22 protein-coding genes are annotated in these 23,365 nt (G+C 37.6%); 6 read left to right on the forward strand and 16 right to left on the reverse strand.

Annotated elements, in window-relative coordinates; all coding sequences use genetic code 11:
• Positions 1 to 2 precede the first annotated feature (2 nt).
• The 3 genes from G0Q07_RS17115 to G0Q07_RS17125 form a co-directional block, all read right to left on the reverse strand.
• The gene (locus G0Q07_RS17115) at positions 3 to 740 is read right to left on the reverse strand and encodes an ABC transporter ATP-binding protein (RefSeq protein WP_163348298.1); all 738 of its coding nucleotides are present in this window, start codon (positions 738 to 740) and stop codon (positions 3 to 5) included.
• Positions 741 to 742: 2 nt separating this feature from the next.
• The gene (locus G0Q07_RS17120) at positions 743 to 1,528 is read right to left on the reverse strand and encodes an MlaE family ABC transporter permease (protein WP_163348299.1); all 786 of its coding nucleotides are present in this window, start codon (positions 1,526 to 1,528) and stop codon (positions 743 to 745) included.
• A 90-nt stretch (positions 1,529 to 1,618) separates the two neighbouring features.
• Positions 1,619 to 1,939, reverse strand: coding sequence for a phosphoribosylpyrophosphate synthetase (locus tag G0Q07_RS17125; protein ID WP_163348300.1), 321 nt, complete (start codon positions 1,937 to 1,939; stop codon positions 1,619 to 1,621).
• Positions 1,940 to 2,558: 619 nt separating this feature from the next.
• On the opposite strand from G0Q07_RS17125, the gene G0Q07_RS17130 reads away from it, so the two are divergent.
• The 6 genes from G0Q07_RS17130 to G0Q07_RS17150 all read left to right on the forward strand — a co-directional run bounded on the left by G0Q07_RS17130 (position 2,559) and on the right by G0Q07_RS17150 (position 5,677).
• Positions 2,559 to 2,888 (forward strand): hypothetical protein, encoded by a 330-nt coding sequence (locus tag G0Q07_RS17130; protein WP_163348301.1) that lies wholly within the window; start codon positions 2,559 to 2,561, stop codon positions 2,886 to 2,888.
• 45 nt (positions 2,889 to 2,933) lie between these two features.
• Entirely contained in the window at positions 2,934 to 3,341 is a 408-nt protein-coding gene (locus G0Q07_RS21350; protein WP_203532592.1) for a mechanosensitive ion channel family protein, read from the forward strand.
• Positions 3,287 to 3,829: a mechanosensitive ion channel family protein gene (locus G0Q07_RS20465; RefSeq protein ID WP_203532593.1), complete on the forward strand. Its 543-nt coding sequence runs from the start codon at positions 3,287 to 3,289 to the stop codon at positions 3,827 to 3,829. The genes G0Q07_RS21350 and G0Q07_RS20465 overlap by 55 nt, the downstream gene beginning before the upstream one ends.
• A 32-nt stretch (positions 3,830 to 3,861) precedes the next feature.
• Positions 3,862 to 4,323, forward strand: a complete 462-nt coding sequence (locus tag G0Q07_RS17140) for a hemerythrin domain-containing protein (protein ID WP_163348302.1) — start codon at positions 3,862 to 3,864, stop codon at positions 4,321 to 4,323.
• An 83-nt stretch (positions 4,324 to 4,406) separates the two neighbouring features.
• The gene (locus G0Q07_RS17145; RefSeq protein WP_163348303.1) at positions 4,407 to 4,955 is read left to right on the forward strand and encodes a hypothetical protein; all 549 of its coding nucleotides are present in this window, start codon (positions 4,407 to 4,409) and stop codon (positions 4,953 to 4,955) included.
• Between the two features lie 149 nt (positions 4,956 to 5,104).
• Entirely contained in the window at positions 5,105 to 5,677 is a 573-nt protein-coding gene (locus G0Q07_RS17150; protein WP_203532594.1) for a YqaA family protein, read from the forward strand.
• A gap of 625 nt (positions 5,678 to 6,302) precedes the next feature.
• Here G0Q07_RS17150 and G0Q07_RS17155 read toward each other — a convergent pair.
• The 13 genes from G0Q07_RS17155 to G0Q07_RS20530 all read right to left on the reverse strand — a co-directional run bounded on the left by G0Q07_RS17155 (position 6,303) and on the right by G0Q07_RS20530 (position 23,335).
• Entirely contained in the window at positions 6,303 to 8,084 is a 1,782-nt protein-coding gene (locus G0Q07_RS17155; protein ID WP_163348305.1) for an ABC transporter ATP-binding protein, read from the reverse strand.
• Entirely contained in the window at positions 8,084 to 9,850 is a 1,767-nt protein-coding gene (locus tag G0Q07_RS17160; protein WP_163348306.1) for an ABC transporter ATP-binding protein, read from the reverse strand. The genes G0Q07_RS17155 and G0Q07_RS17160 overlap by 1 nt, the downstream gene beginning before the upstream one ends.
• Positions 9,851 to 9,874: 24 nt before the next feature.
• Complete coding sequence (locus tag G0Q07_RS17165) at positions 9,875 to 11,242, reverse strand: glutamate--cysteine ligase (protein WP_163348307.1); 1,368 nt, start codon at positions 11,240 to 11,242, stop codon at positions 9,875 to 9,877.
• 31 nt (positions 11,243 to 11,273) lie between these two features.
• Complete coding sequence (locus G0Q07_RS17170) at positions 11,274 to 12,275, reverse strand: glutamate ligase (RefSeq protein WP_163348308.1); 1,002 nt, start codon at positions 12,273 to 12,275, stop codon at positions 11,274 to 11,276.
• Positions 12,276 to 12,524: 249 nt separating this feature from the next.
• Complete coding sequence (locus tag G0Q07_RS17175) at positions 12,525 to 13,379, reverse strand: phosphodiester glycosidase family protein (RefSeq protein ID WP_163348309.1); 855 nt, start codon at positions 13,377 to 13,379, stop codon at positions 12,525 to 12,527.
• 382 nt (positions 13,380 to 13,761) lie between these two features.
• Entirely contained in the window at positions 13,762 to 14,130 is a 369-nt protein-coding gene (locus G0Q07_RS17180) for a hypothetical protein (protein ID WP_163348310.1), read from the reverse strand.
• Between the two features lie 615 nt (positions 14,131 to 14,745).
• Positions 14,746 to 15,183: a response regulator gene (locus G0Q07_RS17185; RefSeq protein WP_163348311.1), complete on the reverse strand. Its 438-nt coding sequence runs from the start codon at positions 15,181 to 15,183 to the stop codon at positions 14,746 to 14,748.
• A 71-nt stretch (positions 15,184 to 15,254) separates the two neighbouring features.
• On the reverse strand, positions 15,255 to 17,258 hold the full coding sequence (locus G0Q07_RS17190; RefSeq protein WP_163348312.1) for an ATP-binding protein: 2,004 nt from the start codon (positions 17,256 to 17,258) through the stop codon (positions 15,255 to 15,257).
• Between the two features lie 167 nt (positions 17,259 to 17,425).
• Complete coding sequence (locus G0Q07_RS17195; RefSeq protein WP_203532595.1) at positions 17,426 to 18,076, reverse strand: response regulator; 651 nt, start codon at positions 18,074 to 18,076, stop codon at positions 17,426 to 17,428.
• Between the two features lie 5 nt (positions 18,077 to 18,081).
• The gene (locus tag G0Q07_RS17200; RefSeq protein WP_163348313.1) at positions 18,082 to 19,836 is read right to left on the reverse strand and encodes a PAS domain S-box protein; all 1,755 of its coding nucleotides are present in this window, start codon (positions 19,834 to 19,836) and stop codon (positions 18,082 to 18,084) included.
• Positions 19,837 to 20,043: 207 nt separating this feature from the next.
• Entirely contained in the window at positions 20,044 to 21,192 is a 1,149-nt protein-coding gene (locus G0Q07_RS17205) for a glycoside hydrolase family 130 protein (RefSeq protein ID WP_163348314.1), read from the reverse strand.
• A gap of 202 nt (positions 21,193 to 21,394) precedes the next feature.
• Positions 21,395 to 22,381 (reverse strand): 3-keto-disaccharide hydrolase, encoded by a 987-nt coding sequence (locus G0Q07_RS17210; RefSeq protein WP_163348315.1) that lies wholly within the window; start codon positions 22,379 to 22,381, stop codon positions 21,395 to 21,397.
• A 324-nt stretch (positions 22,382 to 22,705) separates the two neighbouring features.
• Positions 22,706 to 23,335 carry a PspC domain-containing protein gene (locus G0Q07_RS20530; RefSeq protein WP_163348316.1) on the reverse strand — a complete coding sequence of 210 codons (630 nt, stop codon included), beginning with the start codon at positions 23,333 to 23,335 and terminating at the stop codon, positions 22,706 to 22,708.
• Between the last annotated feature and the right edge of the window lie 30 nt (positions 23,336 to 23,365).

The following is a 23,365-nucleotide window of genomic DNA, read 5'->3' on the forward strand; positions in this document are numbered from 1 at the left end:
TTTTATTTAAAATACGCGTTTATTTTTTTGTCGTCACTCTCCTTTAGCTCATTGAATGTGCCTTCGGAATAAAACTTTCCATCAACCATTAGTTTCAGGCGGTTTGCAGTTATTTCTGCACATTTCATGTCGTGCGTAATTATTATCGAAGAGGTATTGTATTTCTCCTGCACTTCAAGTATCAACTCACTAATCTCACCCGAAGACACCGGATCAAGTCCTGTTGTGGGTTCATCGTAAAGAATAATTCGTGGTTTTAAGATCAGCGTTCGGGCAAGGCCAACCCTTTTTTTCATCCCTCCTGAAAGTTCCGATGGCATTTTATCAATGGCATCCAGCAAGCCAACATTCTCCAGGGCTTCTTTTACCATATCATTTACCTCATTTTTTTTACCCTTTAATATCTGTGTTCTGCGAACCGGAAATTCAAGATTTTGTCGCACTGTCATTGAATCGTAAAGTGCACCACCCTGAAAAAGGTACCCTATTTTTTGTCGCAGTTCGGCAAGTTCAGCATTATTTAAGTCGAGGAGGTCTTTCTCAATAACTTTTATCGTTCCCGAATCGGCAGTAATTAATCCAACAATACATTTGATAAGCACTGATTTACCGGTACCCGATTGCCCCAAAATGGCAATATTTTCGCCGTTGTGCAGGTCGAGATCAATTCCTTTCAATACGGGTGTTGCACCAAAAGCTTTTTTCAGATTTCGTATTTCAATTACATTTTCTGTTTTCATGCTTACATTTCAAAAATTAGGTTCGACAACTGAACTGCCAAAAGGTCGATAACGAATATCGCTAATGATGCGGTAACAACAGCCGAATTGGCAGCATGCCCAACGGATTCCGTTCCCCGATTGGTATGATAACCTTTATATGTTCCGATAAGGCCAATAAAGAACCCAAAGAAGAAAGTTTTAATGGTGGCCGGTATTACATCGGAAAAACTCAGCGAATCGAAAGCGCGTGAAATAAACAGCACAAATGAAACATCTTCAAACATACGCACGGCAACAAATGATCCGATAAGCGCTACGGCATCGGCAAAAATCACAAGTAAGGGAACGAGTAAAGTGGTTGCCATAACACGGGTAGCTACAACAAAATTAAGCGGTTTGGTACCCGATACTTCCATTGCATCCAACTGCTCGGTAACTTTCATTGCCCCCAATTCGGCACCAATTCCTGAACCGATTTTTCCGGCACACAGTAAAGCTGTAATCACAGGACCAATTTCGCGAACCACCGAAATTGAAATCATACCCGGCAGTAACGATTGTGCACCAAATTCGACCAAAACCGGTCGGGATTGTATAGTGAGTACAAGCCCCATTATAAATCCGGTTATAGTAACCAGCGGAAGGGTTTTGTTCCCAATATAATAGCCTTGTTTAAGAAGTTCACGATGCTCGAAAGGAGCTACAAAAAATTGTTTAACCACCTGAATTGTAAACAAAATAATATCTCCAACCTCGACCAGTATGTTTTCAATTGAGCTATTGAGTTTTAGTTTAATTTTTCGCATTTATTTTTACGTATTCTTTGATGGATAACAAATGGTTTACAAGTCGATTCCTGCGTACAAATATCCCTTTCATTTGTTCTATATTCCGACTTAAAATTGTTTTTGATCTACCTCGTTCATAAACTTCGATACGACCTCTGAACCGTCAACACCAAAAGCATCAACAACGGTACCTTTCTTTCCTGAATCGGTTTCAACGGCATATAGAATACTCATATCCGAAGGATTTGTAGCTCCCTCAAAACGGTGTTGCTCGTGCAACTCCACACGCGATGGTAAATAGGTCTGTGAACTATCACCATCAGAAAGTACTCCGTTAGATTCAACATTAAAGTTGTGCGTGTAACCTCTCTTTTTTAGGTCTTCAATAGCCTCTACCATTGTTTCGTAATTATTGCTTACTCGTTTCATATCTTTAAAATTTTATATCGTTAATATTCAAAAGCATCTCTTGCGACCTGATTTTTTTTGTCGAATATCTAAATTCTCTCTTTTGCTCTTTACAATGGTAAAATCTTGCCAATTTTATGTTTCCGGAGATTTTGATGCAAATTTTACATATGTAGTTTTATCTCAAAATTCTCCCCGGCAAAACACCAAACCCTATCTCCCTGTATATGTGCACCTTAATTCACGCACTCAAATAACAATTCATATCGTGTCCCATAAAAAAAATAAACATTAGTACTATTTATTGTGACCTTGTAACTGTTACAACCAACAGTCATAAATTCCACATAATGAGTAGGCAAATCCACACTTAAAAACATTGTTTTAAGCATCGGCTCTTATAAAAACCAAGCACAATACACGCATATCTACCTGTCTTTATGCCCCTTACAAATAACCACCGAATAGTCGCCAAAAATATGTGGCCTGATTTTCTCAACGCTATAGAACAAAATCATTTAGAAAACTTTAAAAAATTAAAACAATGAAATGAAAGATAAGCTTAGCAATTGCAGTTTTAACAATTATCACAAGCAGTGTTTTTTACTCTTGTCAACAAAAATCGGAAACAGAAAAAGCTTTGGAAAAGGCGGAAATAGAGTTTGAGAAATTTAAAGAAGATATTGAAGACCTGAGTGAAGATGATCCGCAATTTTATGACAAGCTTGAGAAAAAATTAATCGCGTTTGATGAAAAAATGGAAGACATCGCAGAAGATTTGGAAGAAGGGGCGGAAACAACCGGAGAAAAATTTAATGAGTCGATAAACGACATTCGTGCTGAAGCCAAAGATCTAGGCGATAAAGTATCTGATTTTACTGAAAACACCGGCGATGATATTGAAAATCTCGGAGAGGAAATAAAGGATGATTTCAACAGACTAAAACAAGATTTAAAAAATAATAAGTAATAAAACGATGCGCAGGTTGGTAATTCAGCTTGCGTTTTTTTCGATATGGAGAACCTTGAAAATGCCATACAAATTGTAACTGAGAAACTCTCGGGCTGGGCAAATGAATTTATTGCAATGCTACCCAACTTTGCAATTGCAATATTAATCGTAGTTATTTTTTACCTTTTTTCACGGCTTTTCGCCAAATTACTGCGTACTACCCTATTAAAATTAACCAGCAATTTAGCTGTTGTAAAATTAATAGCATCGTTTTCACGCATTGCAATTATGACCGCCGCAGTATTTATAGCGCTGGGAATACTGGAGCTTGAAAAAACGGTAACCTCGCTTCTGGCAGGATTGGGAATTGTTGGACTGGCCATAGGTTTTGCATTTAAAGATGCTATAGCCAATTTTTGGCGGGAATATACATTACGTTTAAAAGCACCGTTAATGTTGGCGATATTGTAGAATTTGGTGACCATATGGGGCCAGTAAAATCCATTGGATTACGTGCTGTAAAAATCGATACTTTCCAGGGGCAGGAAGTGGTTATTCCAAACCGCCTGATTTTTGAAGACATTTATAAACATTATACCGTAAATAAGGTACGTCGTATCGATTTAAATGTAGGAATCAGTTATGGCGAGGATTTGCAAAAAGTGGAAGACATAACCCTGCAAGCCATTAAGAAAATAGATTACCTGATGAATACGAAACCCATTGATCTGTATTTCCTGGAGTTTGGCGACAGTTCCATAAATTTTGTAATCAGGTACTGGGTAAACTTTCAGAAGCAAACCGATTACCTGCAGGCCTTAAGTGATGGAATAAAAAATATTAAATCGGCTTACGATGCCAACGACATTACCATCCCATTCCCAATTCGTTCACTCGATTTTGGAATTAAAGGTGGCAAAACGTTAACAGAAGTAATGCCCGGAGAAAAGAACAAATAAACAGAAAATATTTATCGAAAAAAGATTAAAAGATGAACGAAATAACAATAACAAAAGCACTTACAAATCACCACAACGAAATGCGTGATTTAATTGAAGAAATTAAAAAAGATAAATCGCAATATATTCTATTAAAAAAGCACCTTGATGTGCATCACGAACTGGAAGAAGATCTTTTACTGCGTATTTTGAATAATAACAAGGACGTAAAAGATGAATCGCTGGAATCGCAAGAGGAGCATTTTGTTCTAAACATGCTTTTACTCGACCTTGCTGATTTCCCGAAAAACAATCCACGCTGGATGATAAAGTTTAAAGTATTTGTAGAAATTCTTGAACATCACCTTAGCGAAGAGGAGGAAGATCTATTTCCCGAGGCAGAAGAATACCTGTCGGAAAAGCAACAAAAGGAGTCGGGGAAACAATTTCAGGAACTGAAAGCGCAACGACTGTCGGCTGCACTTGAAACAAAACCACAGGAATCGATGCATTAAAAGACCAAAGCACTTAATAAAAGTGCTTTTCTTTTTTCTGAAGCCCGAATAATTATACAGCTTGTTAACGAAAAACAACTACAATGAAATTAAGATATCTGACATTACTAATTTTCCTGGTGGGATGTAAGTCCGGAATGATTACACAAAAATCCTCAATGAATATTCCCGACAGAGAATTTTCAAGTTCATACGCTGGTACTGAAAATAATATCCCCTATTACAGTTCCAACGAGTTTACCAACAACGCCCTAAAATCTTACACGCTGGATTACTTAAAATCGGCGTTCGCAGGTAAAAACGAAACAAGTAAAACACCTGTCGATAATTTACACGACAACAGCATTGTTGATACTATTTACCACTTTTCTGACAACTCAAATGAAATAGAATACTACAAGGGAACTCATGCCAACTTTATAACAAAATTTGACGTAACAGATAGCCAGTATGATTTATACGGAGGCATTTCTGCAGGCACCAGGAAAGATGACTTTACGAAGGCATTTAATATTGAAAATAAAACCGGAGATGTTGTAAATATTGGCAATGCAAGCCAAACAGCCATTTATACATTTTACTTTCGTAACAATAAAATTCAGCGAATTAGTTCCTTATTCTATATTGATTAAACAGCATTGCATTTTTTTTTCGGGTAACACACAACATTTCAAAACTAAAGCTTGTTATATAAAGTCTTTTTACTTATTTCGCAGCCTGTTAATATATAACAATGATAAAGAATTTACTATATAGTTTTTCCCCCAGACGACTTATTATATTGAACCGATACTACCGAATAACACAGTTTTATCCGTTTCTGAAAAGCACTGCATATAAAGGAATTACAGTTATTTCGCTTTTTGTGCTGCTGCTCGTTGGGTTAGAAATTTTCCTGTTGGATTTTAATTTAATACTCAATAACCTGGTGGATACTTATTCTCCAAAAATCATTTATTCGGTATTTCTTTTATCTGAAACGTTTTTAGGCTTGGTACCACCGGAAATGTTTATCGCCTGGGCATCAAAACTTGAAATACCTTGGGGAGCCTTATTTATTTTAGCTACAGTGTCGTACATCGGAGGAATAATTTCGTACTTTCTGGGAACGCGCTTATTTTTAATTCCATCGGTAAAAAACCACATCGAAAATAAAATACAAAAACACATTGTCAACCTGCGAAAATGGGGTGGCATATTTGTTTTTTTAGGAGCTGTTTCTCCAGTTCCCCACTCTATTGTAAGCCTCGCATCAGGATTAATAAAATACGATTTTAAAGGCTACTTGTTGTGGTCTCTTTTCAGGTATATGCGTTTTATCTTTTACGCCTTAATTATTTTTGGGATTTTTTAAACCTATTGCACTTCGGAATCAATTGCAAAATTTGGGGGTTTACAGTTTTTGAGAACGATAAACTCTAATGATTTTCCTGCCGGAGGCCTTCATTTTTGCCTTAATGCAAAAACGAAGCACGAGGAAGGCATTTCCGAGCTCAAGGCTCCTTTTGATCTTCACCCTCCGTTTTTATAAAACCTAAGTTCGGACGGGTGATCTCCTCGTCCACTCGGAGCTTCCCGCTCTCTATGGTTTTATTTCAACTCCGGGCAAAGACCAAAAGAGGCCGATCAATAATTTAACGTCAGCGACTTCGGAGCCTGGCCTCGTCCGGTGAGCCGGAAAACAAGTGGTGACGGCGTTAAAAAATTACTGCTGTTTGAGGAGGTACGACTGCCTGTCCCGATCGTAGCATCGGGAAGTTTCAGGAATTTTAGACGGCATCGCGTACCTGCCTGCCGGTAGGCAGGGCTTTTCCGAGGGAAGCGGGCGCAGCCTTGAGTTTTTTGTTTACTTATTGTCTCAAGACAAAAAGTAAAATAGGTCCGATAGGACAAAGCTTGTTTCTTGTGGTTTTTAGCTTGATTTAATCCTGACAACTTCTGGAGCAAGACATTATATACCTGCTACACCTCCGAAAAGTTTAAGTTTGTTTCTCTTCCTCCTCAAACTGGTGTAAAAGCCGTGCATATTTTCCGCCATATTCCAGAAGTTGTTTATGATTACCACGTTCGATAATCTGCCCATCTTCCAACACCAAAATCATATCCGAATTTTTAATGGTACTTAAACGGTGCGCCACTGCAATTACCGTCTTTTTGGAGAAAATATTGGCAATGGCCTTTTGAATGTACTGCTCGGTAATTGAGTCAACAGCACTGGTTGCTTCGTCAAGTATAATCAACTCGCTGTTACCGGCAATGGCCCGTGCGAAAGAAATCAGCTGTGCTTGTCCTTTCGAAAGGTTATCACCATTATCCTGAACAACAAACTTATATTTATTGGGCAACTGATCGATAAAATAATTGGCATAAACAAACGACGCCGATTGTTGCACATCACTTTGAGAAATAGATTCTCTTCCCAGCGAAATATTGAATTCTACCGAATCGTTAAACATATATATATCCTGCTGCATAATGGAAATCGTTTCGCGAATCTCCGCAATTGGTATATCTGCCAATTCGGTTCCATTAATTTTTATGCTTCCGCGATAACCGGTGTATGTTTTTGCTAATAAGCGAATGATGGTAGATTTTCCCGATCCGGTTGTGCCGACCAAAGCCATACGATCACCTTTCTGCAATTTAAACGAAACATCTTTCAACACGTCGGGCGTGTCTTCTGAATACCGGAAAAACACGTTTTTAAACTCAATTTCCTGTAAGGCTATTGCTTCAGAAACTGTTTCTGAAGATTCAGCAGCCGGATCTTCCACCTTTTGGTCAAACAGTTCGCTAATGTGCTCAAGCGCCGACATTGCCCGCTGTATGGTAGATATTTGCTGGGCAAACTGTTTTACCGGAATAAAAAGGCGCTCCAGGGTGGTTACAAAAACAATAAGAATTCCCAGTGTATAACCATAATCCCAGATTTGAATGGCACCGTACCAAATAACCAATGCCGTGGCAACAGAGGTTATTCCTTCCACAATCGAATAAAGAAAAGAATCATAAACATTCGACTTGTTTTGTGCGTCGCAAAATTGTTTGTTCAGATCATCGTATTTATTCAGTACCTTATCTTCAGCAGCAAAAAGCTGAACGGTTTTCATTCCTGTTAACGCTTCCTGCAAATAGGCTGCTGATTTGGCCAAACTGGTACGCGAAGTATTGTAAGCTTTCCTGATTTTTTTACGCAGGAAATTTATCACCAAAATAATTAACGGAACCACCAACAATAACACCAAAGTAAGACGCCAATTGATGTAAAATAGGTAGCCCACCAGCGCCAGTGTTTTTATGCTGTCGGCAAGTAAACCAAGCACCCCGGCTGCAAACGAATCGGATACAGATTCCATATCGCTGGTAAGCCGCGACAAGGTTACGCCAATTGGTTTTTTATCGAAATAACTTAGCGGAAAGCGCAGCGATTTCCCAAACAAACGCCTGCGAAGATCGACAACTGCCAAACCTCCTGCTTTTGAAAAAGAGTAACTGTAAAATCCATCGAATAAGATATTAATAAGCAATGCCAGCGCCAGAAAAATGATTTGTCTGACCAAGCCATCCACATTACCCGGCACAATGTAATTATCAACAATATCTTCTATCAGCCAAAGGAATAAAATCCCGGCACCGGTTGTAATAGGAATGGAAGCAATACTCAGGAAAAACCACTTTTTATGCGGTTTAAAATAGCCGGCAAATTTTCGGAAAAGCTGCCAGTCTACATTTTTTATAATATTGTTTGTGCCTCTGCTCATTACTGCTTCTCCTTTTTTGTTTCACCTTCCTGCTGCAGGTTCGAAATGTCGCGGTAAAAGTCCGATTGCCTCAACAATTCCTCATGATTTCCTTTCGCCGCCATTTTACCATCTTCCAAAACAATGGTAAAATCTGTTTTCTCCAAAACACTTATCCGGTTCGAAATAACAACCAAACTTTTCACAGCATGGTTCTCCACAATTTGTTTGATCAGAAAACGCTCGGTATCCGTGTCAACAGCCGAGAAAACATCGTCGAGTATCAAGAGCTCGCCTTGGGTATAAAGTGCCCGTGCCAGGCTAATTCGTTGTTTCTGTCCGCCAGAAAGCATAATGCCTTTTTCGCCCACCATTGTTTTTCCTTTCTTGGGGAAACGCAACAATTCATCGGCAAAAGCACTTTTGTAAATTACATCATCAAACCGCTCCTGCTCAACAGCTTCGTCGGAGGTTAAACCAATGTTGTTTTCAATGGTATCGGAAAACAGAAAAACCTCCTGACTTACCGTATTTACCATCGACCTGATATCCTCGCTTTTTAGCGAATCGGCATCCTTTTCACCAAAGAAAATCTGACCCTTCCCCGGACGTAAATAACCATTCAAACACTGAATTAATGTTGTTTTTCCAGAACCCACTTTCCCGGTGATGCCAACAACCTGACCGGGTTTAATTGAAAATGATATGCCTTCTAAAACCGGTTTGTCGCCGTTGTGGTAGGTATAACTCAGATTCCTTACATGAATCCCGTTTTCAAAAAGTTCGTCTTTATTTGTTCCCGGCAGCAACTTTCTTTCATCGTCGGTTCCCTTTCTGTCCATGATGGTTTGAATACTGCTGATACCCACAAATCCTTGCTGAAAAACAGTGAGCACCCATCCCAATCCCATTATCGGATGGGCCAGCAACGCGGCGTAAGCAATATATTCCGTTAACTGCCCAATAGTGAACTTTCCATTGATTACATACATTCCGCCTACAAAAAATATGATGATCTTTAGAATCTGTCCGAGGTTGGCAAGCAAGGGGATAACGAAGGACCGAATCCACGAAATTTTAAGGGTGGCATCGTAATAATCGATATTATCCTTTTGAACCGCATTTTCGGCGTGCTCGTAGATATTGTAACTTTTTATTACGCTGTTTCCCGAAAGAAACGAGATAATTTTTCCGGAAAGCTTTTGCAAGGTATTCATTCTTGCGTGTGTGTTTTTAACCATCACCTTCATGCCATAGCGTACAATGACAAAAACCACCACCATTGGGATGACACAATACAGCGTTAGCATGGGCGACAATTTCCACATCATGTACGGTGTAAGCGACAAAGACAACAGAATGTTACCGATTTGCAAAATGCCAAATCCGGTAATCATTCGCACGCCATTAATATCATTGTTCACACGCGAAATAATATTTCCGGTGGAATTTTTATCGTAATAATCCTTTCCGAATGAGGCCAGCTTTTGGAACATCTCGCCTTTTAATTGTCGCTCTATCAGGCGGGCCGGGAAAAAGATTAAAATACGAGAGAGTGTTCGTACCAGAATTAATCCCGCAGCCAAACCAACAATAATCAATACATTTTTATGAAATTCGGCTTCATTTCCCTCACGGCCAGCTGCAATCAGGTCGATTGTTTTCTGAATAAATCCGGGAATAGTAATCGAAGTCCATACGGTAAGCACCAGAAAGATGATTCCACCTGTGTACCACCATCGGTATTGATGTGTGTATTTTAATATAAATTTTAGTTTCGACAACATGCTCCGATATCCTGTTTTTGTCGTTTAAAGATCGACATATTTTTGCATTTGTTCGTTTTGCCAGTTGTACACCAATTCCGGCAAAGTCTCGTTGTTCTCGTGGTAGCGCTTTAACAGCTTTTCTGCTACGGTAATTCCACTTTCAGTGATTTCGCGAACGGGAGCCAAAAAACGGCTTTCATCTTCAGAGCAACGAATCTTGGCACGTCGGGCAAGTCCATCTGATGCAATCCGAAAGATTTGTTTTGCAATAGCTCCAACGTTCAGGTCGCCACTTGTTGCATTCAATGCTTTTACAGGCACCTGAGCACGAAGGTTCTGCATGATGTTGACATCCCATTTTGAAATAAGTTCACTGGCTTCATCCAGGCTTTGACCGTCGTACAATAAGCCAACCCACAAGGCAGAAACCGCCGCAATGTGCGATACACAACTGGCATCTGCGCCCCTCATCTCAATAAATTGTTTTAGCCGTACATCGGGAAAAATAGTTGAAACATGCATCTCCCAATCTTCCTGCGTTGGTTTTATACTATGCTTCCCCTCAAAAAATTCGCGAAATGTAAGACCATTTGCTGAACTATACTTCTCATCGCGATAGATATAATACATCGGAATATCTAGCAGGTAATCCACCCAGCGCTCAAATCCAAATCCCTCATCAAAAATAAAGGGTAAAAATCCACAACGGTCGGGATCGGTATTATTCCAGATATGCAAACGGGAAGTTAAATACCCATTGGGTTTCCCTCCCGAAAATGGAGAGTTTGCAAAAATGGCAGTAACAACAGCTTGTAATGCTTGCGCCACACGCATCTTTTTTACCATGTCGCGTTCGTTACCATAATCCAGATTCACCTGCGTTGAGGCGGTATTGGTCATCATGTGCAGCCCAAGCTCTCCTTTTTTTGGCATGTAATCCCGCATCCACCGGTAACGTTCTTTGGGTACCCACGGAACATCGGCTACATTTGACAAAGGATCAACCCCCATTGGAAGACTGAAAAAATCGGATTGCTTACTAATTGTATTCAGCTCCTGAAAATGTTTTCTGGTTTCACGATAAGTTTGGTGAATGGTTTCAAAATTATCGCCCGAAAGCTCAAATTGGCCACCGGGTTCCAATGTAATTGATGCGCCATTTTTACGAAGACCAATAGTAATATTATTTTCAAGAATAGGTTGCCAGCCATCCTTTTGCATCTGATTCAGAATTTTCAATATCCCGCCATCCTGATCAAAACGAAGTCGTTTAAAATCTTTTCGTCGAAATAGAAATTTTTCATTTTCAGTACCAATTCCCCACTTTTCAGGAGGTTTGTTCCCCTGCTCAAAATAATCGATTAGTTGCGATTTATGGGTTATCTCTATTTTCTTTTCTTTTTCTGTCATCTTGACTTTCTTGTTTGTTTGCCTGTATCAGTTACTTCGAATTCAAAATACTGTCAAGAACATATTTCTCGACATGGCGGTTTTTACCTATGTACGGATAATTGTGCATCGATAACATAGCCGGTGCATTTAATTCAACCACGATGTAATTATCAGGCGAGGCAGTCACCTTCGTGTCTTTAATTATAATGTCGATTCCGGCAATTTTCAGTCCTGCCGACTTTGCTGCTTCTACTGCCACATTTTTGTAAAAATCCGGTATTTCATCGGTTACATCGATGCTGTCGCCACCGGTACTCAGGTTTGAGTTTTTCCGTAAATACACCTTCTCCCCATTTTTCAATATCGTTTCAGGTGTCATCGAAAGCGCATTCAAATGCCGGATCACTTCCTCATCAATATTTATTTTTAGTAAAGGATGCGTGTAATCAGTTCCGCGCCCCATATTCTTCTCATCTACCAATTGCTGAATAGAGGATTCTCCGTCTCCGGTAACATTCGCCGGTTCGCGCCAGGCAATGGCCCGCACCACATAATCGATGACCAAAAACCGGTATTCCTGCCCCGGGCAAAATTTTTCAACAATTACTTTTTTAGTAAACTTAAAAGCATGGTCAATTGCAGAAGTTTGCTCCTCTCTACTTTGAATATTTGTACTTACTGCAATCCCATGGTCAGTGTCAGCAGGTTTTACTACTACCGGCAACGGAACTGCATCCAAAACATCGGTTTGATACCCCGGCTCAAGCAGAATACCTTTTGCATGGCTAATCCCTTTTCGTTGCAGGAATTGCCGGGTCATCCATTTGTCGTTTGATATCCAAAAGGCAATTAGGCTGTTAGCATCCGAAATAGTTCCTTCGTGGATGATGTATTCTTTATTGTTGTATTGAACCGAAATAAGGTTATTTTCGGCATCGATAATTTCAAAATCTAACTTGCGACGGAGAATTTCAGCAATAACAATCTGGGTTGTGGCTTCAAAGTGCTCATACCCAGGCAGCGGCTCAAATTTATAGTTGCTTTTTTCCATCCTAATAGTTTTTTTTACGGGAATAATTCCACTAAAGAGAATTGTCTCCTAATGTAATAACTTTTGAAATTAACACATTGTCGTCAGAATAGTTTCCAAAGAGTGAAATATTGCTCGTAATTTAAAGTTTCGATGAAATGCGGCTTCTTGATAAATCGGAAATTGTACGTTAGTTCAGAAACGGTTAGTGCGAACGAACTCCATCTTTTTGTCTGGTAAAAAAGGGGGCGGCTTATTTCTATAAACGCATCAATTTTTAGAGATTATAATACCATTTGCAATTGCCCGGGCTCCTTCGTGATCGAAAATCTTATTATCAGACGGATAATTTATAACCCCTTTTTTCTTTAACCATAAGGTTGTAGAGCCGCCTCCATCAAGATTCATTGCATCTTTACAATTTAACGCCTTCATTAAAATACCCAGTTCTTTTATCGTTAATCCATTGGCTCTATTCTTATGTCTCCCGTCGGCTGTTACAAAAAGCATTTCATAATCATTGGTAATTCCAATTGCCGAGCGCGGATGTTTCGTCAGGTTAAAAGATACTGAATCCGGCTCAATCAGTTTTCCCCGGGTTACAAGAACAGGTCCGGAAACCATAATATCTTCATAGTTCGTATGCCACTTCTTCCAATTGTTTTTCGGGAAAGCTGAAATAGTAACAGAATCGCCAACGGCTAATGCAGCCTCGCGAATAAATGCTTTTGACTCGGGATTAGGAGAAGTAACTACCTGGTTATTTACTTTCAGGAAAACGACCGCCCCACCCTTCTTCATATTAAAAAAGGTTCCATTAATTGCGGCCATTGCGTTGTGATTTTCAGCCATTTCGCTCAAAAGTATACGCGTAGAATCGGAATAAACTACCGACACGCCATATCTATTCTTTTTCAGATCGATTTTTAAAACACTGATGCGCTGCAAATCGTCAATGAATTTATTATTTCTCAGCGTATACCATGTAATTGAGTTGTTGATTTTTTCCTTCGACCAACTCTCGTTTGAGAATTTCCCAAGCTCCGATACATGGTCAACTTTTTGCGAAAATGTGGAACTACAAACAATAAGCAACACGATTCCAAACAGTAACTTCTTTATCATTTTCAGCTAAGCTTTAGGTTGGTAAACCGTCAAATTATTGCAAGATATAATGCCGGTTTTTTTCAATTTATTTATCAGGTGTACAAATTATACTTTATTGTTTAAAAGCCACGATAATCTTTATCAATAATTTGTAAAAAGAAATTTGTAATGATGAATTCGAAAACAATTCCGAGAGTTCTTTTCAAAAACAATATTTTGGTTCTGACATTTGATTTGGAAAAGGAAAAACCTCTTCCTGAACATACATGAGCTTAATTTTTTTAACTAAAAAAAGATCGCCCAACCTGACGATCTTTTAATTCTTTAGTATCTTTTTAAATCTGTTCGTTTGATAAAAAAAGACTGATTTCGAATCCATGTATTATCCACAAACTATTTTCTATAGCAGTATCAGCAAAATAATGATGACCAATAATGCTCCTCCCGAGATGTAAACTCCCGAAGCTCTAACGGCTTCTGCTGCAGCTTCAGAAACCGCAGGATTATCACTTTTGCTGTACTTCTTAAAATCTTTTTTTATCCCCCGCAATTCGCGTTTCATTTCTTTTCGCTCGTCTTTTGACAGTGCTTTTAAATCCATTTCATTGATCTCTGCCACGCGATCAACCATTTTGTTCAATTCGGCTTTTACTTCCGTTAAAGTCTCTGATTCTTTCGCACTCTTAACATCCTCGTTTGCTTTCAAGTTTGATGGAAGTACCACCAGTAAAAAAGCCATTGTGATAAAACTCAAAATTAATTTTTTCATTACTTCTCTTTTTAATTGTTACCTATTGGAGGATAATAATGATTGCTAATCAAAAAGTAAGCAGAAGAATTACTTATGAATCACAAACTGCCCCTACAGCCTCTTACGAACTAATTTACAATGCATTACAAAATCATGTTTTTCAATTCGGCAACGATCTATGCTTGGTAAAGTGTAGAAAAATTTCGCAGTACTTACTCAATGTGTAGAAAATAGAAGGTTTAAAAATACACCACCAAGATTTAGCAAAAGCAGTTTTTTGTAATAGGTATATCCGGGCACTTAACATTTGCCCGGTGTTTTTCTTTCATTCAGGTTAAATTTACATTCTGACTTTTATATCGTAAAAGCTTCTTCGTCAGATATTTGAATTCTGTGAGGAGCCGCTGAGTTTGTATAGCCAGTTATAAATACTTCTTCTGCAACTGAAAGAAATGGGCTAAGGGAAGATGAGTTTGTTGTTATAAATTTAACAACTACTAAAACCATACAAACTAAGTTTATTCGGATTGTTAATTTTATTGAAAAATGAGTTCAAGATTCTTTATTTCGGGAAGCTAAACATATAATAACATTGGCATTGCGAACGCCGTGAAGTAATTTTTTTATTCAAAATTATTTTTGCCTAACACCAATGTTTATAGAAGAAGGATTGATTGAACGATTAAATGATTTAAGTTTTTCCACCAGGATGCCAGTATCCATGCTCTTATCGAAAAAATAATCTGCGCCCATTCTTAAGGAACTATTTTTTGCTTGAGTATTCAGCGTCAAAATCATCACGGTAATATCCATTTTAGCTTCTCGTATATTTTTCAGAATATCTAAGCCACTTCCGTCGGGGAGTTTTATATCCAAAATAACAAATTCCGGCTTTTCTTTTTTTATCATCTCAAACGCTCCTTCGTGTGTTCCTAAACTACCTGCAAGTTTCAAGTTTTCGAAATTGTCTATTTTTTCACTTATCCATTGGCTTACAGCAAGATTGTCTTCAATTAACACAATTTTTGCCGGGAGGGATTTTATCGTTTCATGATTTACTGATGTTACCATAATTATTAAACTTAATTGTCTTACATCGTAAAAAAAACAAAATCATCATTGTTTATTTTGCGGAAATTCAGCTATAAAAGATTGATGTGCTTTTCCAGCACGGTCAAAACTTGTTCTCTTCCAACTGGTTTCGAGAGAAAATCGACGCACCCAGCTTTTAAGGCTTTTTGTTTTTCGTCATCGAGAACATAGGCAGAATAGGCCACAATAGGAATTTCCTGGCGTATCGCCTTAATTTTAAAAGTGGCTTCGAAACCATCCATAACAGGCATTTGCAAATCCATAATTATTATATCAAAAGTAGGATCCTTGCTGTAAATCTCCAGTGCTTCTTTCCCATTTGAGGCATGTACCAGCTGGCACCCCTCTTTGTTCAAAACGGCTTCGAGAAAAAGGTAGTTTGTGATTTCGTCTTCGGCAATTAATATTTTTTTACCATTTAAATTTAAACCGCTTGAATTCCCGTCACGTGTATTTTTTGATTTTTCAGGCTCCTTGTCAACCGGAATAAATGGTACAGAAAAGTAAAAAGTTGTACCTTCTCCAGGAGTAGAATCAAACCAGATGTTTCCTCCCAGTTTGTCCACAAGTTTTTTTGATATTGTTAATCCAAGTCCTGTTCCTTCATGAATTCTCCCTTTAGTAAGCTCTGCTTGTCTGAATGGCTCATAAATACAGTCTTTGTATTTTGGGTCAATTCCAACTCCTGTATCTGCAACCGAAAAAATAAGATTATTGCCATTTACCATGGTTGTCAATATAACTTTTCCTTGCGTTGTGAATTTATAGGCATTATTAACCAGGTTTTTTAGAATCTGAAAGAGCTTGGTTTTATCAATTACAATTTGCTGATTTTTTAAAGAAGAGTCTATTTTATGATCGAACAGAATATCGGGGTTTTCAAATCGGATTTTCTGCTTTTTTACAAATACTTGCAATTCTTCACTCAATTCAACTTCATCTTCGAAGTTGGTGAGTATTCCACAATCTAATTTCGAGGCTTCAACCAGGTCGGTAACTGTATTTATAAGCCGATCGCTACTTTTTTGCATCGTTTCAACAAAATGCCTTTTTTCTTCTTTCGTAAAATTGTAATTATCGTCATCAAAAAAATCGACAAATCCTAAAATTCCATTTAGTGGTGTGCGAATTTCGTGACTAATATTGTTTAAAAAAGCCGTTTTTAATTTTTCCGACTCTTCCGCTTTTTCTTTTGCCGCAATCAAATCCGTCTCCATTTTTTTACGTGCTGTAATATCATCGATAGTTGCCAGGTAAGTGCTTTTCCCATTCTTTTTCAAAAAGGAAGTAGAAATCAGCATGGTCTTTTTTACCACGCTACCATTTTCAATCAGATCAATTGTAATTTCCTTTTTGTTGTATTCTGTACCCTTCGAAATTGTATTTTTGAGAATCTCTGCAAGCTGGCAGTTCAAACAAGAATCAGTAAATCCACAAATAGTAGAAGCTCCTTTTGTTTTTACACAATTAATTACATTTCCAATCAGCTTGTTTACAATATCATTTACCCCAATACCAAATTTTAATAATCCTTTTTGATTAATTCTTAAAACTTTTGAATCTTCATCAAAAAGAATCATCGTGGAAGGCGCTTTATTAAAAATGGTTTTGAGTTCGAATTCATTCTCTTGTGTTATTTTTTGTAATTCTACTAATTGCTTTTCATAATTTTTTCGTTTGGTAATATCTCGCCCACTACTCAAAACCAACACCTTAGAATCAATAGTAATTATTTTGGATATTATTTCAACATCCAGCTGCTGGTTGTCTTTCGAAAAATAAGTTGTTTCGAAACCAAGCCGTCCCCCTTTTTTTATCTTAGCAATCCTTGTTTCCCAATTTTCAATAATATCCTCAGACGCAAAATCCCTCACATTCATCAATGCAAATTCTTCTTTTGAATATCCGAGTCTTTCACAAGCAAATTCGTTTACTTTTAAAATATTTCCTTCAAAATCGTGCAGAAACATTGCATCGCTCAATTCATTAAACAATAATTCGAACTTTTTTAATCGTTTTGTCTTTGCTTGCTTTTCTTTCACCTTTAATCCCATGAGATTTCTATTACACAACTCTAAAATTTCAGGTTACAAATATTTAAAAGATAATAGTGGGTTACAATAAGCAAAGTGCTTAAAAATGGAAAGGAATGTTCGTATTTACCTATTGTGAAAATAGAAATAGCACAACGAAAATGATGGAAATTGTTTATTAAATATATTCAATTATCGAGCGTTGTAAGCCCGGAACGGATGGCATACTTGGTTAATTCCGGCAAAGTGCGCAATTCTAATTTGTCCATAATATTCTTACGATGCGTGTCGACGGTTTTTGAACTTAAAAACAGTATTTCTCCAATTTCCTTCGACGATTTTCCTTCAGCAATTAATTGTAGGACTTCTTTTTCGCGCATACTTAGCCCGCTTTCGGCATTTTCCTGAGAGCTATCAACTAATTCATTTAGTATTATTCCTGAAATTTGTTGACAAACATATTTTTGGTTTGCCAGAACTGTTTTAATTGCTTTAATTAGTTCTCCAGAGGCCGAATCTTTTAATATATAACCAAACGCTCCGGCTTTTAACATACCAGACACAAATCTCTTATCAGAATACATAGAAAGGGCAATTACCTTACAATCGGCATTTTCCACAACAATTTGCCGGGTTGCTTCAATCCCGTTTAAACCAGACATCGCAACATCCATAACCACCACATCAGGTTTTAGTTTGGTGCATAACTCCATGGCTTGCCTTCCATTTTCAGCTTCTCCAATTACGCTCATATTGGCATTTTTTTCAATAATATTTCGAAGCCCGTCGCGAAGAATTTTATGGTCGTCTGCTAATACTATTTTTATTCCCATTGCCATAACCGTTATATTTCTAAAGGTACAAAAATTTCAACTTGAGTACCTTTCCCTTTTTCTGAATAAATCGAGATATTTCCATCAAGATTTTGAACACGTTCTCTAATGGTAAAAAGCCCAAATCCGCCTTTACCTATTTTTGCTTTTGGTAATGCGTTTACATTAAATCCCACCCCATCATCAGCGACATCAATTTGTAACAAATTATCAGTTACATCTATTTTTATTTTCAAAAAATCTGCTCTGGCATGTTTCACGGTGTTGTTTACCAACTCCTGTATAATTCTGAATATAAGAATCAGATTCGACTCAGAGAGTTCAAGTTCTTCTAAACTAGTGATAAATACCGTTTCTATAGGATGTTCATTTTGAATTTTCTCAACCAACCAGTGCATGGTTTCAATTAATCCTAATTCATATAATATTGGCGGGCTTAAGTCAAATGTAATTTTTCGTGTGTTCTCCAGAGCTTCAGAAATATAGTTCACCACTGTCTTTAGCTCGGTTTGTGTGTTCGAATTGGAGATTTCGCTTAGAATATCTGTCAGTTTCATCTTGGAGACAACTAAGAGCTGACTCAAATGATCATGAATATTTACGGCAATTTCTTTACGCTGTTTTTCTTCCACTAAAGATATTTCTGTTGTTAATTTTTTAAGCGTCTTATGATAGTTTTCTATTTCTTGTTCCCGTTCAATACGCTCTGTAATAGTACGCGAGGTGGAAACGATTTTAACCAACTCGTTTTTATTATTAAATACCGGCTGGCGCTTCGATTCCATCCACTCATATTCACCATCTTTTGAAATAAACCTGTAATTTAAGGAAATTGATAAACCGGACTTGAGCCTGTTCCAATAAGAATCAGCTACTACTAATTGAGTATCTTTAGGGTGAAAGAAAGTACAGGATTTTTTACCAAGTAATTCATCTGGTTCATAACCACTAACATTCTTAATGGAAGGACTCACGTAGACAAATCTTCCTTCCTTATCAAGTAATGAAATTACATCGGTTGTATTTTCTGCCAATAACCGGTACTTTTTTTCACTTTCAATTATTCGCTTTTCGGTTTTTTTTTGCTTTGTAACATTCTGTACAGTAGAAATCATAAGGTTTTGCTCGTGCACAGGAATATTTTGTGCATTGATAAACCGCCTCTCTCCATTCTTTGTTGTTATTTCAATACCTTCCCACTGCATTTTTTTTAGATCGCCACTTTTAATTTCTTCCAACACTTTAGTTTTAATACTATCTCTATATTTTCTTTCCGGATAAACATGTTCAAAAAAGCTATCTTGCGTATCCAAATACTTTTCAGGCCAACCATAAATTTCAGAGAACTTCTTGTTCATAAAAATTGCCTTACCATCATCTATCTTATTCACCGCCAATCCTATTGGCAGGTTTTTCAAAATAGTTTCTATAAAAATATTTCGTTCGTGTAATCTTTTTTTAACGCGATCATTTTCATCTGCAAGATTACTCAAGTAATCCTTTTGAAGTTCAAGCTCTCGAATGGATTTTATTTTAGCCTTCACTTCACGTTGAATTAGAGCAAACAAAAGAACAGATGTAATAAACACAAACCCAAGTCCTTTGTAAGTTTGAACAGTGGTTAGAAACTCGATGGAAAGAGTCTTTTCAAAAATGGATGTAATTACGTGATCGGAAAAAATAATGTAGGAAGAACTGATAAAGAGATAAATCAATGAAATCTTTAAGGAGATGTAGTACCTGCTGAATAGTTTACTAGTTGCCATAAATAAGTATAAATCAAAATTTATAGTGTTAAGGGCATAAAACCGAACAACACTAAGCGCCTAAATTACAACAATATACCTCATGTAATTGTTCTTCAAATGGTTAAAACAACACTTTACACTTATGGAAAAACGGTATTGTTCCTTCAACCGTTTTTTAGGTGCTTAATTACCCTACCTGGCTATTTTGCGGACTTTACTCTTGTTTTATTTTAATATGGTTTCCGATTCAGCCACTGCAATTTTCGAGTCGGCAGTACCATAATACAAGAACCACTTATTTTTAAACCGGGCTAATCCTTCAACAAAACAAACGTTGTTAACCTGGCCGGTTATTTCGTAGGGCTGATTTGGCGTGATAAAATAATTTTCCAATCGATCCAAGACGATTGTCGGATCATTTTTATCGGTTAATATTTGGCCGGCAGCATAAGAGCCTTGTGCCAGATTAGGATCGCCAAAGGTTGGGCTGTTTTTACTGTTGTAAATAAACAGGAATCCGTGCTCGGTTAACAAGGCAGGCGGACCGGGCTCAACAAGTTCACTGTCGAATTTCCCTCTTCGTGTTGAAAATAAGATCTTAAAAGGAACGGTATAGTTGCGCATTTCATCAAGCACCATTTTTTCGGGATTGGTTTCCAGCAGAGGGTACCAATCAATTAGGTTATCTGAAGTTGCCATGTAAATATTCGACTCTCCCCAGTACATCCAGTATTTTCCATTTACTTTTGTGGCTATCATTTTCCCGTTTTCTTCACGACATAAAACGGAACCTGATTTCGACCACATGTCTACATACTTGTCGCCGGCTTTTTTAAAAACCGAACCGTACTTGTTCCATTGTCGCAAATCGGCAGAACTTGCCACAAACAATCTTGCTTTATCACCATCATATGCGGTGTAAGTCATGTAATAGATACCGTTTTCATCTTCTACAACTCTCGGATCTTCGCATCCTCCTTCCCATTCGTACTTTTTCAGTTCATCGTTAGCAGGATATAAAACAGGTTCATTGTATTTTTCAAAATGATATCCATCTAAACTATATGCCAGTGCAATACGCGAGGTACCATTGTATTTTCCCAGCACATCTTCAGCCCGGTAGAGCAAAAACAAAGTATCCTCTTTTACCACACTGGCCGGATTAAAAACATCCTTTTCTTCCCAGAACACTTCCGTTTTTCTCACCGGGCAAATAAAACTCCTGTCAATACCCGGGTTCAAGCAAGGATTTACTTCTGCATTCTTTGTAAAAGGAATTAAAAACTGACTTGTTTTTTGTTTTTCATTCGAACACTGAGAAAAAACGATAAGAATTAAAACTGGTGCCAGCAAAAATTTTAATGTATTTAACATGACTTTAGGTTTTTATCATTTTGATTAAGGATTGTAAGTTAGTAAAAATAGGGCTCATCTTAAGTTATTGCTTCACTCATAATTCCAGGAGCTGCGCTTTTCAAAAAAAAACGGGCATAAAAAAAGAGGTCGTAAAAGACCTCTTTAAATTTTAACTCCCTAATATTATAAGGTGTGTTCAACTTTCTCTTTAATATGGTTTTTAGTTAACTGACGGTGTAACAACAAACTTGCGAAATTCCACCGGTCCGTGATCACCCTGTATCATAAATGGCCCGGGTTCTCCTTCATTACTGTCGAGCGAGCCTCCGGTAATTCCTGGAATAGGACGATTAGAAATTATTTCAGTTCCGTTGAGGAACACTGTAACATGACGACCAACAAGCGTAACGTCATAAGTTTGCCACTCGCCCGGCTTTTTAGCAGCATAAACCGCTGGTTTAATAAAACCGTATATTCCACCAATACTTACAATATCAGTTCTTCCTTTTGAATCTTCGATCTGAAGTTCGTGGCGGCCACGCAGATAAATTCCGCTGTTACTTCCTGCCGGATACCGAAACTCTACATGAAGTTTGAAATCGTTAAATTTTTGATTAGAAATTAAATTACCACCAGATTCGGTGTTAACCATTACACCATCAATCATCTGAAATTTATTGCTTGCCGGAATTTTCCACCGGTCCATGTTTTCGGTAATCAGATTTATGGGATTTCCCCAAATTGGCGGTTCTTCTCTTTTCAACGACGGAGCGCGAACACCTATCCATTCCAACTTATTACCATCAAGCATTTGATAACCCGAAAGTTTATCATCTTTTAAGGAGAACTCAAAATATAAATCATCAATATCCATCCATTGTGGCGGAATGGTAAAATGATATTTATCCTCATCGGCATTGTACTTAATTTCAGCAATTGGCCTTGCACTACCTTCGTATCCTACATAATATCCAACAAGAGTGGAAAAGCCCGATAATTTAACTTGAAGCCATCCCGGGAAACCGTCTGACGCCATTAATCCGTGTCTGAAGAGTCCAAGACTCTCGATCTGAGCCTCAGTAATATTTATGGTAAGATCCCATTTGCCAATCAATGGCGAGTCACTTTCAACGCGTTGTGCCTGCGCAGGTACAAAAGCTGTTAAAGCAATTGCAATTAATAAAATAATAGGTTTTAGCTTTTTCATAGTAGTTATGTATTGATTAGAAAAACGATAATTATTTTTTATAATACAAATCTACTCAAAAAGTGGAATAAATTAAATACTCCAATTTTAAATATTTCAACGGGCAGTATACAAATTGGGGGACAAAAAAAGGTCAACCAAAGCTGAGTAATCTTTTTTTTACCCTTACAGATGGAAGTTACAGCATAGCTTGTCTTCTCTTCCAATATGTTCGCTTACCACGAGGCAAAGCCATCGGGGAATGCGCTCACCGGAATTACAATACTTCTGTAATAAAACCGGTATTACAATTCTATTGGAAAACTCGCTGAAAAGTTTTTCTTGTCACGACTTTTTTCTTGAAAAAAAACTGGATTTCCTCATTTTTTTATAACTCTCTTTTACGGCATCCACTTCATCTTTCAGAAATTTCTCAATGTTTTTTACCGTAACCTCTTCTCCTTGCATTTCAAGCCGTTGTGTTGTAGTAACTGCCTTTGGCACAATTATCCATAGAATAATATAAACCAACAGACCCGCTCCCGATGTTACCAGAACGAGTAAAACAACAATTAATCTTATCACCACCGGATCCATGTTAAAATAAGCAGCCAGTCCGCCACATACTCCTGCAATAACTGTTTGTTCAGGATCACGATAAAGTTTTCTTTTCCTCGATTTCTGTCCTGCCAATGGTTCTTCTTCTCCAGCCTCTTCCGAGAAATTTTCAGGAGTACCCAAAGTTTCAATTAACTCCTCTACCCAATCAAGAGTAACAGCTTGATTTTTTCCACCCGTTTTTTCGGTGAATATTTCTGCAATTCTGGCTTCAATATCTGCGAAAATTTCGTTGCCTTCATCATCTTTTCCAAAGTAATTTTTCAGAATTACCATGTATTTCTGCAGCGCCTCATATGCGTCTTCTTCTATATGGAATATGGTGCCGCTAATGTTTATTGTCAATGTCTTTTTCATTTTAATCTATCTTAAAGTTATTACTTATAT

The sequence above is a fragment of the Draconibacterium halophilum genome (genome assembly GCF_010448835.1).
Lineage (GTDB): Bacteria > Bacteroidota > Bacteroidia > Bacteroidales > Prolixibacteraceae > Draconibacterium > Draconibacterium halophilum.

What these genes read in the sequence shown, in the direction of transcription:
- G0Q07_RS17115 (WP_163348298.1), bottom strand. Translation starts at nt 740, where the DNA reads ATGAAAACAGAAAATGTAATTGAAATACGAAATCTGAAAAAAGCTTTT.
- G0Q07_RS17120 (WP_163348299.1), bottom strand. Translation starts at nt 1,528, where the DNA reads ATGCGAAAAATTAAACTAAAACTCAATAGCTCAATTGAAAACATACTG.
- G0Q07_RS17125 (WP_163348300.1), bottom strand. Translation starts at nt 1,939, where the DNA reads ATGAAACGAGTAAGCAATAATTACGAAACAATGGTAGAGGCTATTGAA.
- G0Q07_RS21350 (WP_203532592.1), top strand. Translation starts at nt 2,934, where the DNA reads ATGGAGAACCTTGAAAATGCCATACAAATTGTAACTGAGAAACTCTCG.
- G0Q07_RS17140 (WP_163348302.1), top strand. Translation starts at nt 3,862, where the DNA reads ATGAACGAAATAACAATAACAAAAGCACTTACAAATCACCACAACGAA.
- G0Q07_RS17145 (WP_163348303.1), top strand. Translation starts at nt 4,407, where the DNA reads ATGAAATTAAGATATCTGACATTACTAATTTTCCTGGTGGGATGTAAG.
- G0Q07_RS17155 (WP_163348305.1), bottom strand. Translation starts at nt 8,084, where the DNA reads ATGAGCAGAGGCACAAACAATATTATAAAAAATGTAGACTGGCAGCTT.
- G0Q07_RS17160 (WP_163348306.1), bottom strand. Translation starts at nt 9,850, where the DNA reads ATGTTGTCGAAACTAAAATTTATATTAAAATACACACATCAATACCGA.
- G0Q07_RS17165 (WP_163348307.1), bottom strand. Translation starts at nt 11,242, where the DNA reads ATGACAGAAAAAGAAAAGAAAATAGAGATAACCCATAAATCGCAACTA.
- G0Q07_RS17170 (WP_163348308.1), bottom strand. Translation starts at nt 12,275, where the DNA reads ATGGAAAAAAGCAACTATAAATTTGAGCCGCTGCCTGGGTATGAGCAC.
- G0Q07_RS17175 (WP_163348309.1), bottom strand. Translation starts at nt 13,379, where the DNA reads ATGATAAAGAAGTTACTGTTTGGAATCGTGTTGCTTATTGTTTGTAGT.
- G0Q07_RS17180 (WP_163348310.1), bottom strand. Translation starts at nt 14,130, where the DNA reads ATGAAAAAATTAATTTTGAGTTTTATCACAATGGCTTTTTTACTGGTG.
- G0Q07_RS17185 (WP_163348311.1), bottom strand. Translation starts at nt 15,183, where the DNA reads ATGGTAACATCAGTAAATCATGAAACGATAAAATCCCTCCCGGCAAAA.
- G0Q07_RS17190 (WP_163348312.1), bottom strand. Translation starts at nt 17,258, where the DNA reads ATGGGATTAAAGGTGAAAGAAAAGCAAGCAAAGACAAAACGATTAAAA.
- G0Q07_RS17195 (WP_203532595.1), bottom strand. Translation starts at nt 18,076, where the DNA reads ATGGCAATGGGAATAAAAATAGTATTAGCAGACGACCATAAAATTCTT.
- G0Q07_RS17200 (WP_163348313.1), bottom strand. Translation starts at nt 19,836, where the DNA reads ATGGCAACTAGTAAACTATTCAGCAGGTACTACATCTCCTTAAAGATT.
- G0Q07_RS17205 (WP_163348314.1), bottom strand. Translation starts at nt 21,192, where the DNA reads ATGTTAAATACATTAAAATTTTTGCTGGCACCAGTTTTAATTCTTATC.
- G0Q07_RS17210 (WP_163348315.1), bottom strand. Translation starts at nt 22,381, where the DNA reads ATGAAAAAGCTAAAACCTATTATTTTATTAATTGCAATTGCTTTAACA.
- G0Q07_RS20530 (WP_163348316.1), bottom strand. Translation starts at nt 23,335, where the DNA reads ATGAAAAAGACATTGACAATAAACATTAGCGGCACCATATTCCATATA.